14 protein-coding genes, 2 tRNA genes and 1 rRNA gene are annotated in these 15,272 nt (G+C 39.4%); 10 read left to right on the top strand and 7 right to left on the bottom strand.

Going from position 1 to position 15,272, the window contains the following annotated elements; all coding sequences use genetic code 11:
* Positions 1-11: 11 nt before the first annotated feature.
* Positions 12-1,241, bottom strand: a complete 1,230-nt coding sequence (locus SOM16_RS21570; protein WP_320466067.1) for an ABC transporter permease — start codon at positions 1,239-1,241, stop codon at positions 12-14.
* Between the two features lie 153 nt (positions 1,242-1,394).
* Positions 1,395-1,748 (bottom strand): HesB/IscA family protein, encoded by a 354-nt coding sequence (locus SOM16_RS21565; protein ID WP_029286505.1) that lies wholly within the window; start codon positions 1,746-1,748, stop codon positions 1,395-1,397.
* Between the two features lie 92 nt (positions 1,749-1,840).
* Between SOM16_RS21565 and SOM16_RS21560 the strand changes: the two genes are divergently transcribed.
* The 3 genes from SOM16_RS21560 (at position 1,841) to dnaA (ending at position 6,030) form a co-directional block, all read left to right on the top strand.
* Positions 1,841-2,371, top strand: a complete 531-nt coding sequence (locus SOM16_RS21560) for a hypothetical protein (protein WP_320466066.1) — start codon at positions 1,841-1,843, stop codon at positions 2,369-2,371.
* Positions 2,372-2,615: 244 nt separating this feature from the next.
* A complete protein-coding gene (locus SOM16_RS21555; RefSeq protein ID WP_320466065.1) occupies positions 2,616-4,157 on the top strand; it encodes an acyl-CoA mutase large subunit family protein in 1,542 nt (513 codons plus the stop codon).
* A 442-nt stretch (positions 4,158-4,599) separates the two neighbouring features.
* Complete coding sequence (gene dnaA, locus SOM16_RS21550; RefSeq protein WP_320466064.1) at positions 4,600-6,030, top strand: chromosomal replication initiator protein DnaA; 1,431 nt, start codon at positions 4,600-4,602, stop codon at positions 6,028-6,030.
* 161 nt (positions 6,031-6,191) lie between these two features.
* Here dnaA and SOM16_RS21545 read toward each other — a convergent pair whose 3' ends face one another.
* The 5 genes from SOM16_RS21545 to SOM16_RS21525 all read right to left on the bottom strand — a co-directional run bounded on the left by SOM16_RS21545 (position 6,192) and on the right by SOM16_RS21525 (position 9,169).
* Positions 6,192-6,749: an NUDIX hydrolase gene (locus SOM16_RS21545; RefSeq protein WP_320466063.1), complete on the bottom strand. Its 558-nt coding sequence runs from the start codon at positions 6,747-6,749 to the stop codon at positions 6,192-6,194.
* A gap of 31 nt (positions 6,750-6,780) precedes the next feature.
* Positions 6,781-7,173, bottom strand: a complete 393-nt coding sequence (locus SOM16_RS21540) for a hypothetical protein (RefSeq protein ID WP_320466062.1) — start codon at positions 7,171-7,173, stop codon at positions 6,781-6,783.
* A 103-nt stretch (positions 7,174-7,276) separates the two neighbouring features.
* Positions 7,277-8,053: a TPM domain-containing protein gene (locus SOM16_RS21535; RefSeq protein WP_320466061.1), complete on the bottom strand. Its 777-nt coding sequence runs from the start codon at positions 8,051-8,053 to the stop codon at positions 7,277-7,279.
* A gap of 3 nt (positions 8,054-8,056) precedes the next feature.
* Complete coding sequence (locus tag SOM16_RS21530) at positions 8,057-8,500, bottom strand: TPM domain-containing protein (protein ID WP_320466060.1); 444 nt, start codon at positions 8,498-8,500, stop codon at positions 8,057-8,059.
* Positions 8,501-8,587: 87 nt separating this feature from the next.
* Complete coding sequence (locus SOM16_RS21525; RefSeq protein WP_320466059.1) at positions 8,588-9,169, bottom strand: LemA family protein; 582 nt, start codon at positions 9,167-9,169, stop codon at positions 8,588-8,590.
* Positions 9,170-9,575: 406 nt separating this feature from the next.
* On the opposite strand from SOM16_RS21525, the gene SOM16_RS21520 reads away from it, so the two are divergent.
* The 7 genes from SOM16_RS21520 to SOM16_RS21490 all read left to right on the top strand — a co-directional run bounded on the left by SOM16_RS21520 (position 9,576) and on the right by SOM16_RS21490 (position 14,923).
* A complete protein-coding gene (locus SOM16_RS21520) occupies positions 9,576-11,117 on the top strand; it encodes an NAD(P)/FAD-dependent oxidoreductase (protein ID WP_320466058.1) in 1,542 nt (513 codons plus the stop codon).
* Positions 11,118-11,157: 40 nt separating this feature from the next.
* Positions 11,158-11,616, top strand: a complete 459-nt coding sequence (locus SOM16_RS21515) for a DinB family protein (RefSeq protein WP_320466057.1) — start codon at positions 11,158-11,160, stop codon at positions 11,614-11,616.
* 14 nt (positions 11,617-11,630) lie between these two features.
* Positions 11,631-11,990 carry a CoA-binding protein gene (locus SOM16_RS21510; RefSeq protein ID WP_320466056.1) on the top strand — a complete coding sequence of 120 codons (360 nt, stop codon included), beginning with the start codon at positions 11,631-11,633 and terminating at the stop codon, positions 11,988-11,990.
* A 426-nt stretch (positions 11,991-12,416) separates the two neighbouring features.
* Complete coding sequence (locus SOM16_RS21505) at positions 12,417-12,698, top strand: hypothetical protein (RefSeq protein ID WP_320466055.1); 282 nt, start codon at positions 12,417-12,419, stop codon at positions 12,696-12,698.
* A gap of 202 nt (positions 12,699-12,900) precedes the next feature.
* Positions 12,901-14,420: ribosomal RNA gene (locus tag SOM16_RS21500) — 16S ribosomal RNA — on the top strand.
* A gap of 268 nt (positions 14,421-14,688) precedes the next feature.
* Positions 14,689-14,766, top strand: a tRNA-Ile gene (locus tag SOM16_RS21495).
* An 80-nt stretch (positions 14,767-14,846) separates the two neighbouring features.
* Positions 14,847-14,923, top strand: a tRNA-Ala gene (locus SOM16_RS21490).
* Positions 14,924-15,272: the final 349 nt, after the last annotated feature.

Raw genomic sequence — 15,272 nt, 5'->3', positions numbered from 1 at the left:
TTTCTGGAAGCTTACTCATACCTTAAAGCCTCTACAGGATCTAATCTTGATGCTTTTTTAGCAGGGTAATAACCTGATAAAATTCCAACGCCAACACAAAGCACAAAGCCGCCAATAATAAAAGTCCAGGGAATAAGGAATGCTCCACCCATAGCAAGGGATATAATGTTTCCTAAAACAATTCCCAGAAATATCCCCAATGCACCACCCATTAAACAGATCACAACAGCTTCTATAAGAAACTGTCTGCGAATTACTTTAGGGTTAGCACCAATGGCCTTTCTGATTCCGATTTCTCTTGTTCGCTCGGTTACGGAAACCAACATGATATTCATTAAGCCAATTGATGCACCAATTAAGGTAATGATTCCAATGGCTATTCCACCTACAGCTACGAAAGCAAGGTTCTCAAATAACGTCTGTGCAATGGCATCACTTTTAGTAATTTCAAAATTATTAGATTCCTTAATTTTAACCTTCCGGATGTTTCTAAATAAAGCTGTAGATTCACCAATTACATTTTCCTGATCATTATTATCAGATACCATAACGGTAATGGTATAAGATGGGTTTGCATTTGCGTTAATTTGCTTCGCTTTCAATAGAGGAACATAAACGGCTCTGTCTCCGCTAAAGCCCATACTTGAACCCTTTTTCTCTAAAATACCAACAATTTTGAAACGATTATTTCCTACGTTAATCAGTTTATCCATAGGGTCGGTATCTTTGAAAAGCCTGGTTACCACTTCACCACCCACAATGCAGACATTGCTTCCCAGCTTTACTTCAGAAGTACCAAAGTTTCTACCTTCAGAAAGATTTAAACCTTGAGAGGCAAGGCCATTTTCATCAATACCTTGTACATTAATATTTGGATTGGTTTTGAGATTACCATATTTAACCGTAGAACCGCCACTTGCCGTCACACTCACGGCAACAGTTGCGGGTGCATTTAAACTGTCTTTGAATTTTATGGCATCTTCGTAACGTATGGATTTAAAAGGCTTTGGCCGCTTTCCATTTCCTATCCTAATGCCCGTACCACGGTTTCTGATCGTAAATGAATTAGCACCCATGCTGCTAAAAGCATCAGTCATGCTTTTCTTTACCGCATCTAGCGTAGTCAGAATTCCAACCAGTGCCATTAGTCCGATCGCGATAATTAAGGCCGTAAGCATAGTTCGCAAACGATTACCCTTGATCGATTCTAATGCCAGTCTGATGTTTTCTCTGTAATTCATTATTGTAGTATAGGGTATTAAATATAGCGTATCAAAGTTGGCACTAAAGCCTTAAGCCCTATACCTTTTGCCTTTAACCTCTATTTGTAAAAATAAAAAAAGTCCCGATGTTTAGACAAGGGGACTATACTTTATGTTACAATAATATTTTTTTTATGCAGAGAAGCTCGTTCCGCAACCGCAGGTACTCGTTGCATTAGGATTTACGAAGGTAAAACCACGTGAATTTAGTCCATCTTGCCAATCGATCATCATGCCCATTAAGTACATTTGATGAGCTTTGTTCATGAAAACTTTAATGCCATCGATAAAAAATTCCTGGTCGCCCTCTTTCTTTTGATCGAAACCTAAAATATAATTCATGCCTGCGCAACCACCGCCTTCAACGCCAACGCGTAAGCCATAATCTTCACCAATCTCCTGCTGATCTTTTAATTTATATAGTTCTTTAGACGCTCCCTCAGAGAAAGTAACCGGTGCAAATGTTGTATCAACTGTTGTGCTCATATCTATTTAAATTTTATCTGTTACAAATATAAATAATAATGCACATTTTTGCTTTCAGCGGTTCGAGAAATTACCGTATTTAAACAATACCTATGAATATCCAACAGATTTTAACTGATGTCGTTATACTATTTGCAGGCGTTTTTGGCGCTTTAATGGGCGTATATTATATTTTGAGAAGTGATATACAAAGCTTTTTTAATTTGAAAGAAGCTGAATTAAATAAAGAAAGCAGGGCGCACCTTTTGCCATTGCGTTTACAGGCGCACGAACGACTAATCATTTTTACAGATCGGATTAATCCTGCAAATCTCCTGGTGCGCTTACATCAGCAAGGAATCGGGATTTCAACGCTTCAGGCAGGGATCTTAAATGAAGTGAAATCAGAATATCAACACAATATTACACAACAATTGTATGTTGATAGTGTGACCTGGAATGTTGTTCGCAAGTTAAAGGATGATACCATTGCAATGATAAATAATGCTGTTGATGGTTTGCCGGCAGATGCTAATGGCATAGAATTAAGCAAAGCAATTCTAACCCACATGGCCAGCATTGATGAAAATCCTTATGATTTAACCATTGAATTAATAAAAAAGGACATTCAGCGATTGTTTTAACGAAGAAGTTGTGGAGATGGTTAGTTGGGAAGTTAAAAGATATCTTTCACTAGTTTGATCAGATGGACAACTTGTTGCCATTTTGGTGCTGAAGGAAGGATATTGATGCCTTTTCTATAGTTTTATCTTAATTTTTTAATCTTTTATATCAGTAGTGATTAGGCGGTTGTATCAGGATTCCTAAAACAACTTACCAAATATCAACTAACCTGCTTATCATGTAACCCTCTAATCAACTCTTCCTATGAAACATACTACCACCTCCGGGATTGAAATCAAGGAACTTTATACTTCCGCCAAGCCAATTGAAGAAAAGCCTGGCGAATTTCCGTTTACCAGAGGTATTCAGAAGGATATGTATCGTGGACGTTTATGGACCATGCGACAATATGCAGGCTTTTCGACGGCTGAAGAATCGAATAAACGTTACCATTACTTATTAGCTCAGGGAACTACCGGTTTATCGGTAGCCTTTGATTTACCTACGCAGATTGGTTACGATTCTGACCACGAAATGGCCGATGGAGAAGTGGGTAAAGTTGGGGTTGCCATCGATTCATTAAAAGATATGGAAATACTTTTTGATGGAATCCAGCTGAAAGATATCACCACTTCAATGACTATAAATGCCACTGCCTCTATTTTACTGGCGATGTATATCGCGCTGGCTAAAAAACAGGGGGCAGACTTAAAGCAGATTTCAGGAACTATTCAAAATGATATTTTGAAGGAATACGCGGCGAGAGGAACTTATATTTATCCGCCCAAGCCATCAATGCGGTTAATTACCGATATTTTTGAATTTTGCAGTCAGGAAGTTCCAAAATGGAATACAATATCCATTTCTGGTTATCACATTCGCGAAGCCGGATCAAGTGCAGTACAGGAGCTTGCCTTTACGCTAGCCAATGGAAAAACATACCTTAAAGCAGCAATAGATAAAGGGTTGGAGATTAATGTCTTTGCCAAACGACTATCCTTTTTCTTTAATTGCCATAACAACTTTTTTGAAGAGATTGCCAAATTCAGGGCAGCCAGAAGAATGTGGGCAAAAATCACGAAAGAACTCGGTGCTTCGGAGGAGAAGGCGCAGATGCTTCGCTTTCATACACAAACAGGTGGTTCAACCCTAACGGCCCAACAACCGCTTAATAACGTAATCAGGGTAACAAACCAGGCAATGGCAGCTGTTCTGGGCGGCACTCAGTCGCTGCATACCAATGGTTATGACGAGGCACTTTCTTTACCAACGGAAGCTGCGGCAAAAATAGCATTACGTACCCAGCAGATTATAGGGTTTGAAAGTGGTGTAACCGATACAGTAGATCCCTTAGCAGGTTCTTTTTTTGTCGAAAATTTAACCGATGAGGTAGAGGCTGCAGCATGGCTATATATTGACAAGATAGATGCGATGGGTGGATCGGTTAATGCCATCGAAAGTGATTATATGCAAAATGAGATTGCAAACTCCGCTTATCAGTATCAGAAAGAAATAGAAACCGGGGAACGGGTTTCAGTAGGGGTAAATAAGTTTACGCAATTGGAAGAAGGGATAACGGAAGTCTTCAATATTGATGATTCCATCCGAAAACTTCAGACTGATAAGTTACTACATCTAAAAAGTATCAGAGATAACATCGCTGTTCAAAATGCGTTAAATTCATTGGAAGATGCCGCAAAAGGAACTGGAAATTTAATGCCGCTTATTATAGATGCAGTAGAAAAATATGCAACATTGGGTGAAATTTCTGATGTGATGCGTAGCATATTTGGTGAATACCGATAGAAAAATTGTTCTATTCACTAACTGAGAAGTAGTATTGTGAGAGGTAATTTGGATGAAATTTTTGGGCTCGAAAATGAACAGAAAATATTAATATTTTGAGTGCTTTGATAATCAGTTGATTGGGTTATTCGAAAGAATAAAACTACAAATGGTTCTAAAACTGAAAGAAAAATGGCCTGGCATTTGCGCAATGAAATTGATTTAATCTGGAATGGATTATTAAGTTGTTTGAGATTAAAATGTGGATAAACGATGTTGGTAAATAGTTATCAACATAAAAAATTGAGGTTAACTGTGCTACGGTATTACCTGTCAGTAGGTTACGAATTATTTGAAATTTTTGTTTAAAATGTTGATAATTTTGTCAATATTCGTAATCCCTAAACGGACCATCCAGTATTGTCCCAATGGCTCTGGAAATCAATAAATTATAGAAATCGCAATGGAAAAAACTTGTACAGAAGTGTGGAAGAACTGTCTTCAAATTATTAAGGATAACATCCCGACCCAAAGTTTCAAAACTTGGTTCGAGCCTATCACAGCCCTTAAGTTAGAAGGTAAGGTTTTAACCATACAAGTGCCAAGTTTGTTCTTTTACGAATGGCTTGAAGAACACTACGTAGGCTTGCTACGGAAGACAGTAAAAAAACAGCTTGGAGAAGACGGCAGGTTAGAATATAATATCGTTGTAGATAAATCTTCAAACAGCGGTAGCCCGTATACCACAAACATGCCTTCGAATGGAAATGGAGCAGAGGCTAAAGTACAGTCAATGCCGATTCCCGTTTCAATCAATAAAGACATTAAAAATCCTTTCATCATCCCTGGATTAAAAAAATTAAATGTTGATCCGCAATTAAATGCTAACTACACTTTTGAAAACTACATAGAGGGAGATTGCAACCGTTTAGCCCGCTCTGCAGGTTATGCCGTAGCCGCTAAACCAGGTGGTACCTCATTTAACCCATTAATGATTTATGGTGGTGTAGGTTTAGGTAAAACTCACCTTGCACAGGCGATTGGTAATGAGATTAAACGTAGTATGCCAGATAAGCTGGTTATCTATGTAAGTTGCGAGAAATTTTGTCAGCAATTTGTAGACTCATTAAAAAATAACACCATTAATGATTTCGTTAATTTTTATCAGGCAATGGATGTGATCATCATGGATGATGTGCATAATTTCGCAGGTAAAGAGAAAACGCAGGATATTTTCTTCCATATTTTTAACCATTTACATCAATCAGGTAAACAGGTTATTTTAACATCTGATAAAGCACCTAAAGATTTAGCCGGTTTAGAAGAACGTTTGCTAAGTCGTTTTAAATGGGGTCTATCTGCAGATTTACAAATTCCGGATTTAGAAACGCGTATAGCAATCCTTAGAAAGAAAATGTACGCAGATGGTATTGAGTTGCCGGGTGAAGTAGTAGAATACGTAGCACATAACATTGATAACAATGTGCGTGAGTTGGAAGGCGCTATGGTTTCCTTACTGGCACAAGCTACCTTGAATAAGAAAGAGATCGATTTAGCGTTAGCTAAGCAGATGTTGAAGAACTTTATCAAAAATACAACCAAAGAAATTTCGATGGAGTACATTCAGAAATTGGTTTGTGAATACTTCGAAGTACCGGTAGATATGGTTAAATCTCAAACCCGGAAACGCGAAATTGTACAAGCCCGTCAAATTTCAATGTATCTATCTAAAAGCCATACTAAATCATCGTTAAAGACAATTGGTGCGTTCTTTGGCGGCCGCGACCATAGTACGGTTATTTACGCTTGCCAAACGGTAGAAGATCTAATTGATACAGATAAGAAGTTTAAAGCTTACGTACACGATATTCAGAAGAAATTAAAAATGAGTTAATAAAGGTTTAAGGCAAAAGGTATAGGGGGTTAAGGTCAAAAAATAGTTTTCTATACCGATTTCTGAAAAATAAAAAGTCCTGATTTGAACGTTCAAATCAGGACTTTTTATTTAAAATTTAGTCATTTCCCTTAAACGCACTGTTATCCGGGGAAGAAAGACTAAATATGACGCATGCTTTCAATTTCAGCTAAACCATAATGTAATGCAGCAACATGAATACATTGCGCAATTTTATTATCCTTTAATAATTGTTTAACCTCGTCAATCGAATATTCTTCCACATTTAAGATCTCATGTTCATCTAAATGCTGTTCATGCGTTTTAACACCACCTGTTAGCACATAAGTAAAGGTTTTATTATTGGAGGTAGCAGGGTTTGGATAAAGTTCGGCAACCAGTTTACAGGTTTTGAAGGTATATCCTGTTTCTTCCAGCAATTCTCGTTTCACACCGGCCTCAGGGCCTTCATCTCCATCAATTACACCACCCGGAACTTCCAATGATATAATATCTGCCGCATGGCGGTATTGGCGAACCATAATAATTTTCCCTTCCTCGGTTAAAGCAACTGCCGTAGCCCAGTCAGGATATTCTAAAACAAAATAATCATCTTTAATAATTCCGCCTGGAAGTTCTACCTCATCTACTCTTAAGGTAGCCCATTTCTCTTTTACCAAATATTTAGAGGCAAGTTTTTGCCACTTTTCTATCATCATGTGTTTTTAATATTGAATGATAATGATCGCCTTACCAATAGATATATTGCTGTATGGTTTTTTGGCGATGTAAATTTACCAAATGTACAATTTTGTGTTTATCCGCTAAAAACTGATAAACTAAATTGAGCTTTGGTGCAATAGCTTGATTTCTTTCGGCGCTGGTGCCTAGCTCATAATAAAGGAACTCACTTAATGAATCGAGCTTTTCGGGAGTAAGGTTACCTGTTTCCAGCCAGCTTTTAAAAACGGAGAGGTCATTGCTTTCCAAAATATCAATCGGAAGCAAGAAACTATTTTCCATGGCTTCATTAAAAACAATTAACGCATCTTCCAATTTTCCTTCGAGTTTTAGTCCCATAATACGAGCTAAAACTTCTGCTAGTTTCTGGATCTCAGCGGTAATTAAATCTTTTCTGTACATGCTTTATCAGTTTATTATTTAAACAATGTTGATCTGTATTATTCAGTAAAGTTGAAAATTATCAGCCACTAAGGATAAACGATCAAACGAAAAACGATTTCAGCTACCAGCTTCCGCTAGATCCGCCACCGCCGAAACTTCCGCCACCAAATCCTCCAAATCCACCACCGCCGGAAGAACCACCGCCGCCCCAGCCACTATTTCCTCCACGGCCACCGCCGCTTCCGAAAAGCATGCCCCAGAATAATGCATTCGATGCACCACGACCGCCAATTACACTATTGCCGCCACCACCACCGCCTTTGCGCATCACGATAATGATGACCACAACGATTAGGATCACGATGAAAATACTGCCAAATCCTCCTTTTTTAGAAGAAGATGCCTTTGGCCCGTCACTTTTGTATTCGCCTTTGGTATATTTAATAATTGATGTGGTACCGGCATCTAAACCGGCATAATAATTTCCAGCTTTAAAATTTGGCTTGATATCATTATCTATAATTCGTTTGGCATAAATATCAGGTAGCGCGCCCTCAAGGCCATAACCGGTTTGGATAGAAATCTTTCTATCACCAACCGCTACAACGATCATAATCCCGTTGTTTTTACCTTGCTGACCAACGCCCCATTTCCGGCCTAATTCTACCGCATATTCGTTAATATCATAATCGCCAACAGATTTTAAAATAGCAATTGCAATTTGTGTTGACGATGAATCATTGAATGTGACCAGCTTTGTTTCTAAAGCTTGTTTTTGATCAGCCGACAGAACATTAGCATAATCGCTTACAAGTGTATTTGGTTTAGCTGGAAAATCTTGTGCAAAGCCAAAAGTAAACAAGCAACTGAGAAGCGAAAAAAGGAATAATTTTTTCATTGTTTATTTATTTTCGGGTTTATCCATAAAAACGATATCATTCGGCAATTCATTAATATCGCCTTTTTGTGGAGGAAAGAATAAGGCTAACTTTTCGCCAGCCAGGGCAACACCTGCAATAATTCCTGCGGCTAAATTACCTTTAGCAAAATGGGCCGTCATGGCAATTTTGGTTGTTTCCCAAAAATCAGCTGGTACAACTTTGTTTATTCCCGAATCCCCAATGATGGCAAATTTATGATCTGCATGAGCAAGATAAATTAATACACCATTTCTTAAGGATGTTTTATCCATGTTTAGTTTGGAAAAATATCCCGTTGCCTTTTCGTAAGGATCGCCTTCACAATGCTTATCAATGGCAATTCTGATTTCTCCAGAGGTTGCTTTTTCTGCATCCGAAATTGCCTGAGCGATTTTATCTTGTTCAATATCTGAAAATAACGACATGATTTTGTTTTAATTGAAGTAAAAAGGGTAGTGAGTGTTTATCATTAGATTAAACACTCACTACCCTTAAATGTTATCGTTGAAGAATTAGAATTCTACTTTTGGAGCATCTTTCGCAGTGGCATCAGCCTCAAAGTATCCTTTTGGTTTAAAACCAAACATGCCAGAGGTTAAATTTGTAGGAAACGATCTGATTTTTCCGTTATAAGCCTGAACAGCATCATTAAAATCTTTACGGGCAACGGTAATTCTATTTTCAGTGCTTTCCAATTGAGCAGATAGATCACTAAACTGCTGCGTGGCTCTTAACTCAGGGTAAGCTTCGGTAATCGATAATAATTTACCTAATGCCTGGCTTAACTGCCCTTGTGCGGCCTGATATTTCTGGATATTCTCTGGTGTTAAATCATCCGCATTAACCGTCATTTGAGTAGCTTTTGCACGAGCTTCAACTACAGCGGTTAAAGTTCCCTGCTCAAATTTAGCAGCACCTTTAACGGTGCTTACCAGGTTTGGAATCAAATCTGCCCTTCTTTGATATTGGGTTTGTACTGTTCCCCATTTTGATTTTACGTTCTCATCAAGTTTAACCATGCTATTATATCCGCATGAGCTTAGAGAGGTAACTGCAATAACAGCAGCTAAAATTCCGATTACTAATCTTTTCATTTTTATGGTTTTTGTCTTATGTTGTCAAACTGATAATTTTCAATTTATAATCAGATCACAAAATCTGTTCCTTTGTTACAATTTAGGCTAAAAACTGACAACTTGCATGCTAATTATGTCGCATTTGACTTGTTTCGCTATGCTTTGTTATGTTTCGGCAGTTTAAGAAGGTGTTCATAATGCTAAAATAAAATTCAGATCAGGGTTAGAGTGGCCTAATTATTATAAATGTAATTAAAATTGAGTGCATTTTTCTTCAGTAATCCTGCTATCACTTTCTTAATCAAAATAGGTCTCGAGCCATTCCTGTTAACGAAACTATCAATACCAAACAAAACCGGTTATTCGGATACTGGATTTTCTGATTATCTTTGTATCCATTCAGGATAAAAACCTGACTTATTTTATGCAAAAAGATATCGAAATTACGTTGCTCCCACATCAGGTAGAGCAGTTTGATGTAATTAAAACCAAACTAGCTCAAGCTTTAAAATTAGATGAAAGCCGTATAAAAGCTTTCGATATTTTGAAACGCTCTATCGATGCAAGATCCCGCACGGTCATTTTTCGTTTGCAGGTCAGCGTATTTGTAGATGAAGTTCCGGTTCTGGAAATCAATACCATCAATTATCCAAACGTGAGTGATGCCAGGCATGTAATTATTGTTGGTGCTGGTCCGGCAGGATTATTTGCAGCACTACAATGCATTGAAAATGGTTTAAAGCCAATTATTATCGAACGAGGAAAAGATGTGAAGCAGCGCCGGAGAGATTTAGCTGCCATTAATAAGCAGGGAATTGTCAATACAGAATCTAATTACTGCTATGGAGAGGGGGGGGCAGGAACCTATTCTGATGGTAAATTATATACACGATCTAATAAAAGAGGCGATATTAATAAAGTGCTTCAGGCATTTGTAGATCATGGAGCTGATAAAGATATTTTGATTGATGCCCGTCCACATATTGGGACTAATAAGTTACCTCACATTATTACTGCCATTAAAGAAACAATTCTGAATGCAGGCGGGGAGGTAATGTTCGATAGCCAGATGACAGATATTCTGATCGAATTCGGAAAAGTAAAAGGTATTGAAATTAATTTCGAAGATAAATTATTTGCAGATCATATTATCCTGGCCACAGGTCATTCTGCCAGAGATGTATACGAGTTGTTGAATAGCAAGAATATATTAATCGAAGCAAAGCCATTTGCTTTAGGCGTCAGAATCGAGCATCCGCAAGAGATTATCGATTCCGCTCAATACCATTGCGATACACGATCTGAGTTTCTCCCGCCAGCCTATTATAGTTTGGTAGAGCAGGTTGGGTCACGTGGTGTGTTCTCATTTTGCATGTGTCCGGGTGGAATTATCGCACCTTGTGCCACAGGCGATAATGAAATTGTGGTGAACGGCTGGTCTCCGTCAAAACGGAATAATCCATTTGCCAATTCAGGCACAGTTGTACAAGTTACTTTAAATGATGTTCAGGGTTACGATCCACTAAGGATGTTGAATTTTCAGTCTCAAATAGAAAAGCTTGCTTTTGAAGCTGGAGGAGGCAATTTAGTTGCTCCCGCACAGCGGATGATGGATTTCGTGCATAACAAACTGTCGATAGATCTTCCAAAAAACTCTTATTTGCCAGGTACAAAAAGTGTAATGCTGGATAACATTCTTCCGGGTTTTGTTTCCGAAAGTTTGAGGGCAGCGTTACCCGTATTCGGAAAAAAGATAAAAGGCTATTATACAAATGAAGCCATTTTGGTAGGAGTGGAGAGCAGAACATCATCACCAGTTCGCATTCCAAGAGATAAAGAAAGCTATCAGCATCCTCAAATAAAAGGATTATATCCTTGTGCTGAAGGTGCTGGTTATGCTGGCGGAATCATTTCAGCAGCCATAGATGGTATCAACTGTGTAAATGCTATCCGAACCACAGCTTAAAACTTTCTACTATCCGCATTGTTATTTTGTTATGTTTGATATGACTAATGAAATTAAGAAAGCCTTTAATGGAGATGCCTGGCATGGCAATCATGTTATGCAGATATTAAATAATGTTAAGCCAGAAAACGCATTTAATTTTTTTATACCCAATTCTCATTCCATAGCAGAAATTGCGCTTCATTTAACCGCCTGGACAGAAGAAGTAACCTCTCGTTTAATGGGTAATTTAGCAGATGAACCCATAATGGGCGATTGGCCAGTTCCCGATAAACAGACACCTCAATATTGGGAGAAGATAATTTTCAATTTTAAAGTAGCCAATGAAGAGTTAATCAGATATTGTGAATCTATCAGTGCTAACCAATGGGATGATGAAATTAATGAAGCATCGAATGTAATTTCAGGAAAGCTGATCACTAAAAGAGAATTAGTAAGTGGATTGACGCAACATCACGCCTACCATGCAGGTCAGATTGCATTATTAGCTAAGTTTTAAATAAAATTAAGAACATGAAAAAAACATTAATAATTGGTGCATCTCCAGATCCATCCAGATATTCTTATAAAGCGGCCCACATGTTAACGCGTTTTAATCATGACATCGTTAACGTCGGAATTAAAAAAGGAGAAGTGGCAGGGGTAGAAATTGAGAAACCCGTTGAAATTCATCAGGATATAGATACCATAACATTATATATAGGTCCGGCGTTGCAACCCCAGTATCATGATTATATATTAGAGACAAAACCCAAGAGAGTTATTTTTAATCCGGGTACAGAGAATTACGAGTTAGAGAAGCTGCTTGATCAACATGGTATCGAACCAATGGAAGCTTGTACTTTAGTACTGTTAAGTACAGGTCAGTATTAAATGATTTGGAAAGCAATGCCATTGCTGCATATCTAAGGTTCAGCCCCGCCCTTTGTTCCAAATCCTCCCTCGTGCCTCGCTGCGGGTTTTCCACTGCGGTCGGGTTTAGGTGGAATAGACGGTACTAAGAACAAATGGCAGGTTGCAAATTGAACTTCATTAAGTAAATCTTTTTTAATCTGCCGGAAAAGTCTTGTAGGCAGTTATCGTACATATTTACACATTGCTTATTAAGTTAATTTTAGTTATTTTTTTCTTTGTCTAGTTCGCTACTAACCCCTCTGCTAAACTACTAACCCACTAACTTTCTAATCAAAATAACCTAATTAAACACGCATCTTTTGAAAAAGTTTTAAGCGGGCTGTTTTTTTTGGTGATGATTTACAGTCTTTTACAACTAACGCCTCACTTTTTCTTCAAAGCGATTTGCAGATTGCTATTGTTTTGTTACCTTTGCATCCCGCTTCGGAAGGAATGGGGCGCTGGTTGAGAGACCAGCAAATTGAAAAGCAAAAGAGAGAAAAGAACAATAAAAAAATAAAATTTATTTTATTTGGAAGTTGGGAAAAGATTTCTACCTTTGCACTCCCAACCGAAAGGGAAGGGAAAAAAGATCAGGTGGCGGATGTCATTACGATTATAAAAACAAGATTGAAACAGACGAAAAACAAGCTAAGACGAATACGACTTAAGCGAACTGAAGTTTGAAGATATATATAGAAAAGGCGGCCGTGAGGTCTTGCCTGATAAGTTCTTAAAAGAGATGTCAATGTAGCGAAAGCGGGTTTAATGAAGTACTGATTGAAGTACATGATTAAGTAGCTTTATTTTAAAGGTGATGTCTAACAGACAAAACAAAAGAAGACTATTTTTAACAATAGTTAAAACTGGTCAGAATCAACAACATTTTACAATGGAGAGTTTGATCCTGGCTCAGGATGAACGCTAGCGGCAGGCCTAATACATGCAAGTCGAGGGGTAGATTTAGCTTGCTAGATTGAGACCGGCGCACGGGTGCGTAACGCGTATGCAACCTACCTTTATCTGGGGGATAGCCCGGAGAAATCCGGATTAATACCGCATAAAATCACAGAATGGCATTATTCAATGATCAAACATTAATGGGATAGAGATGGGCATGCGTGTCATTAGCTAGTTGGCGGGGTAACGGCCCACCAAGGCGACGATGACTAGGGGATCTGAGAGGATGACCCCCCACACTGGTACTGAGACACGGACCAGACTCCTACGGGAGGCAGCAGTAAGGAATATTGGTCAATGGAGGCAACTCTGAACCAGCCATGCCGCGTGCAGGAAGACTGCCCTATGGGTTGTAAACTGCTTTTATCCGGGAATAAACCACGATACGTGTATTGTGCTGAATGTACCGGAAGAATAAGGATCGGCTAACTCCGTGCCAGCAGCCGCGGTAATACGGAGGATCCAAGCGTTATCCGGATTTATTGGGTTTAAAGGGTGCGTAGGCGGCCCGTTAAGTCAGGGGTGAAAGACGGTAGCTCAACTATCGCAGTGCCTTTGATACTGACGGGCTTGAATGAACTAGAGGTAGGCGGAATGAGACAAGTAGCGGTGAAATGCATAGATATGTCTCAGAACACCGATTGCGAAGGCAGCTTACTATGGTTTAATTGACGCTGAGGCACGAAAGCGTGGGGATCAAACAGGATTAGATACCCTGGTAGTCCACGCCCTAAACGATGAACACTCGCTGTTGGCGATACACAGTCAGCGGCTAAGCGAAAGCGTTAAGTGTTCCACCTGGGGAGTACGGTCGCAAGATTGAAACTCAAAGGAATTGACGGGGGCCCGCACAAGCGGAGGAGCATGTGGTTTAATTCGATGATACGCGAGGAACCTTACCCGGGCTTGAAAGTTAGTGAATCATTTAGAGATAAATGAGTGAGCAATCACACGAAACTAGGTGCTGCATGGCTGTCGTCAGCTCGTGCCGTGAGGTGTTGGGTTAAGTCCCGCAACGAGCGCAACCCCTATGTTTAGTTGCCAGCACGTTAAGGTGGGGACTCTAAACAGACTGCCTGTGCAAACAGAGAGGAAGGAGGGGACGACGTCAAGTCATCATGGCCCTTACGTCCGGGGCTACACACGTGCTACAATGGATGGTACAGCGGGCAGCTACATAGCAATATGATGCGAATCTCACAAAGCCATTCACAGTTCGGATTGGGGTCTGCAACTCGACCCCATGAAGTTGGATTCGCTAGTAATCGCGTATCAGCAATGACGCGGTGAATACGTTCCCGGGCCTTGTACACACCGCCCGTCAAGCCATGGAAGTTGGGGGTACCTAAAGTATGTAACCGCAAGGAGCGTCCTAGGGTAAAACCGATAACTGGGGCTAAGTCGTAACAAGGTAGCCGTACCGGAAGGTGCGGCTGGAATACCTCCTTTCTGGAGTAGCATCACCTACTCAGCTTTCGCAACATGATATTTCGAATAAGGTAGAAGGTTAAAGGTAAAAGGCTTAAGGTTGAAAGACTAATTGCCTAACAAACCAACAACTAACAAACCAAAAAATTAAAAGAGAAACACCCAGAATAAACGGTGGGCCTGCTAATAAGGCAAGCATAACGGCATTAGATAAGGGTAAGCCCAAGGGAAAGCAGTAGCGGTAAGATACTATATACTGACTACTTAACAAGCTCACCTTAACTCAAACAGTCCCGTAGCTCAGCCTGGTTAGAGCACTACACTGATAATGTAGGGGTCTCCAGTTCAAATCTGGACGGGACTACCATTAAAGTTTACAATTTGCGGTTAGCAGTTAACAGTTGATATAACTGGAAACTAATAACTGAAAACTGATAACTACACTCTGGGGGATTAGCTCAGCTGGCTAGAGCGCCTGCCTTGCACGCAGGAGGTCAACGGTTCGACTCCGTTATTCTCCACCATTAAAGGTTGAGGGTTGAAAGGTATAGGGTATAAGGTTAACGCCTGTAGCTGAAACTAAACGACAACAGAAAATAAAAAGAAAAGATATCATCGGGATCGATGATCTACATTGACATAAAGATTAAGATAAGAAGAAACGCCATGGGGCAGATACGATAAAAAGTATTAAACGGTTCGAGACCGGAGTTTTTGACTAACGAAGCTGAAACGGAGCTTAGGTTGGGGCACATGAAACCCTAGACCTTTATACCTTCGACCTTCAGCCTCAGTAAAGTTCTTTGACATATTGGAAGAAGTTAAAAAAGAAGAGCAAACAACAATAGGCGACTGTTGTGTTTGTGCTCACCG

Origin of the sequence: Pedobacter sp. CFBP9032 (assembly GCF_034045265.1) — a bacterium.
In the GTDB taxonomy this organism is placed as follows: domain Bacteria; phylum Bacteroidota; class Bacteroidia; order Sphingobacteriales; family Sphingobacteriaceae; genus Pedobacter.
This window is presented reverse-complemented; position numbering and strand designations above follow the sequence as displayed.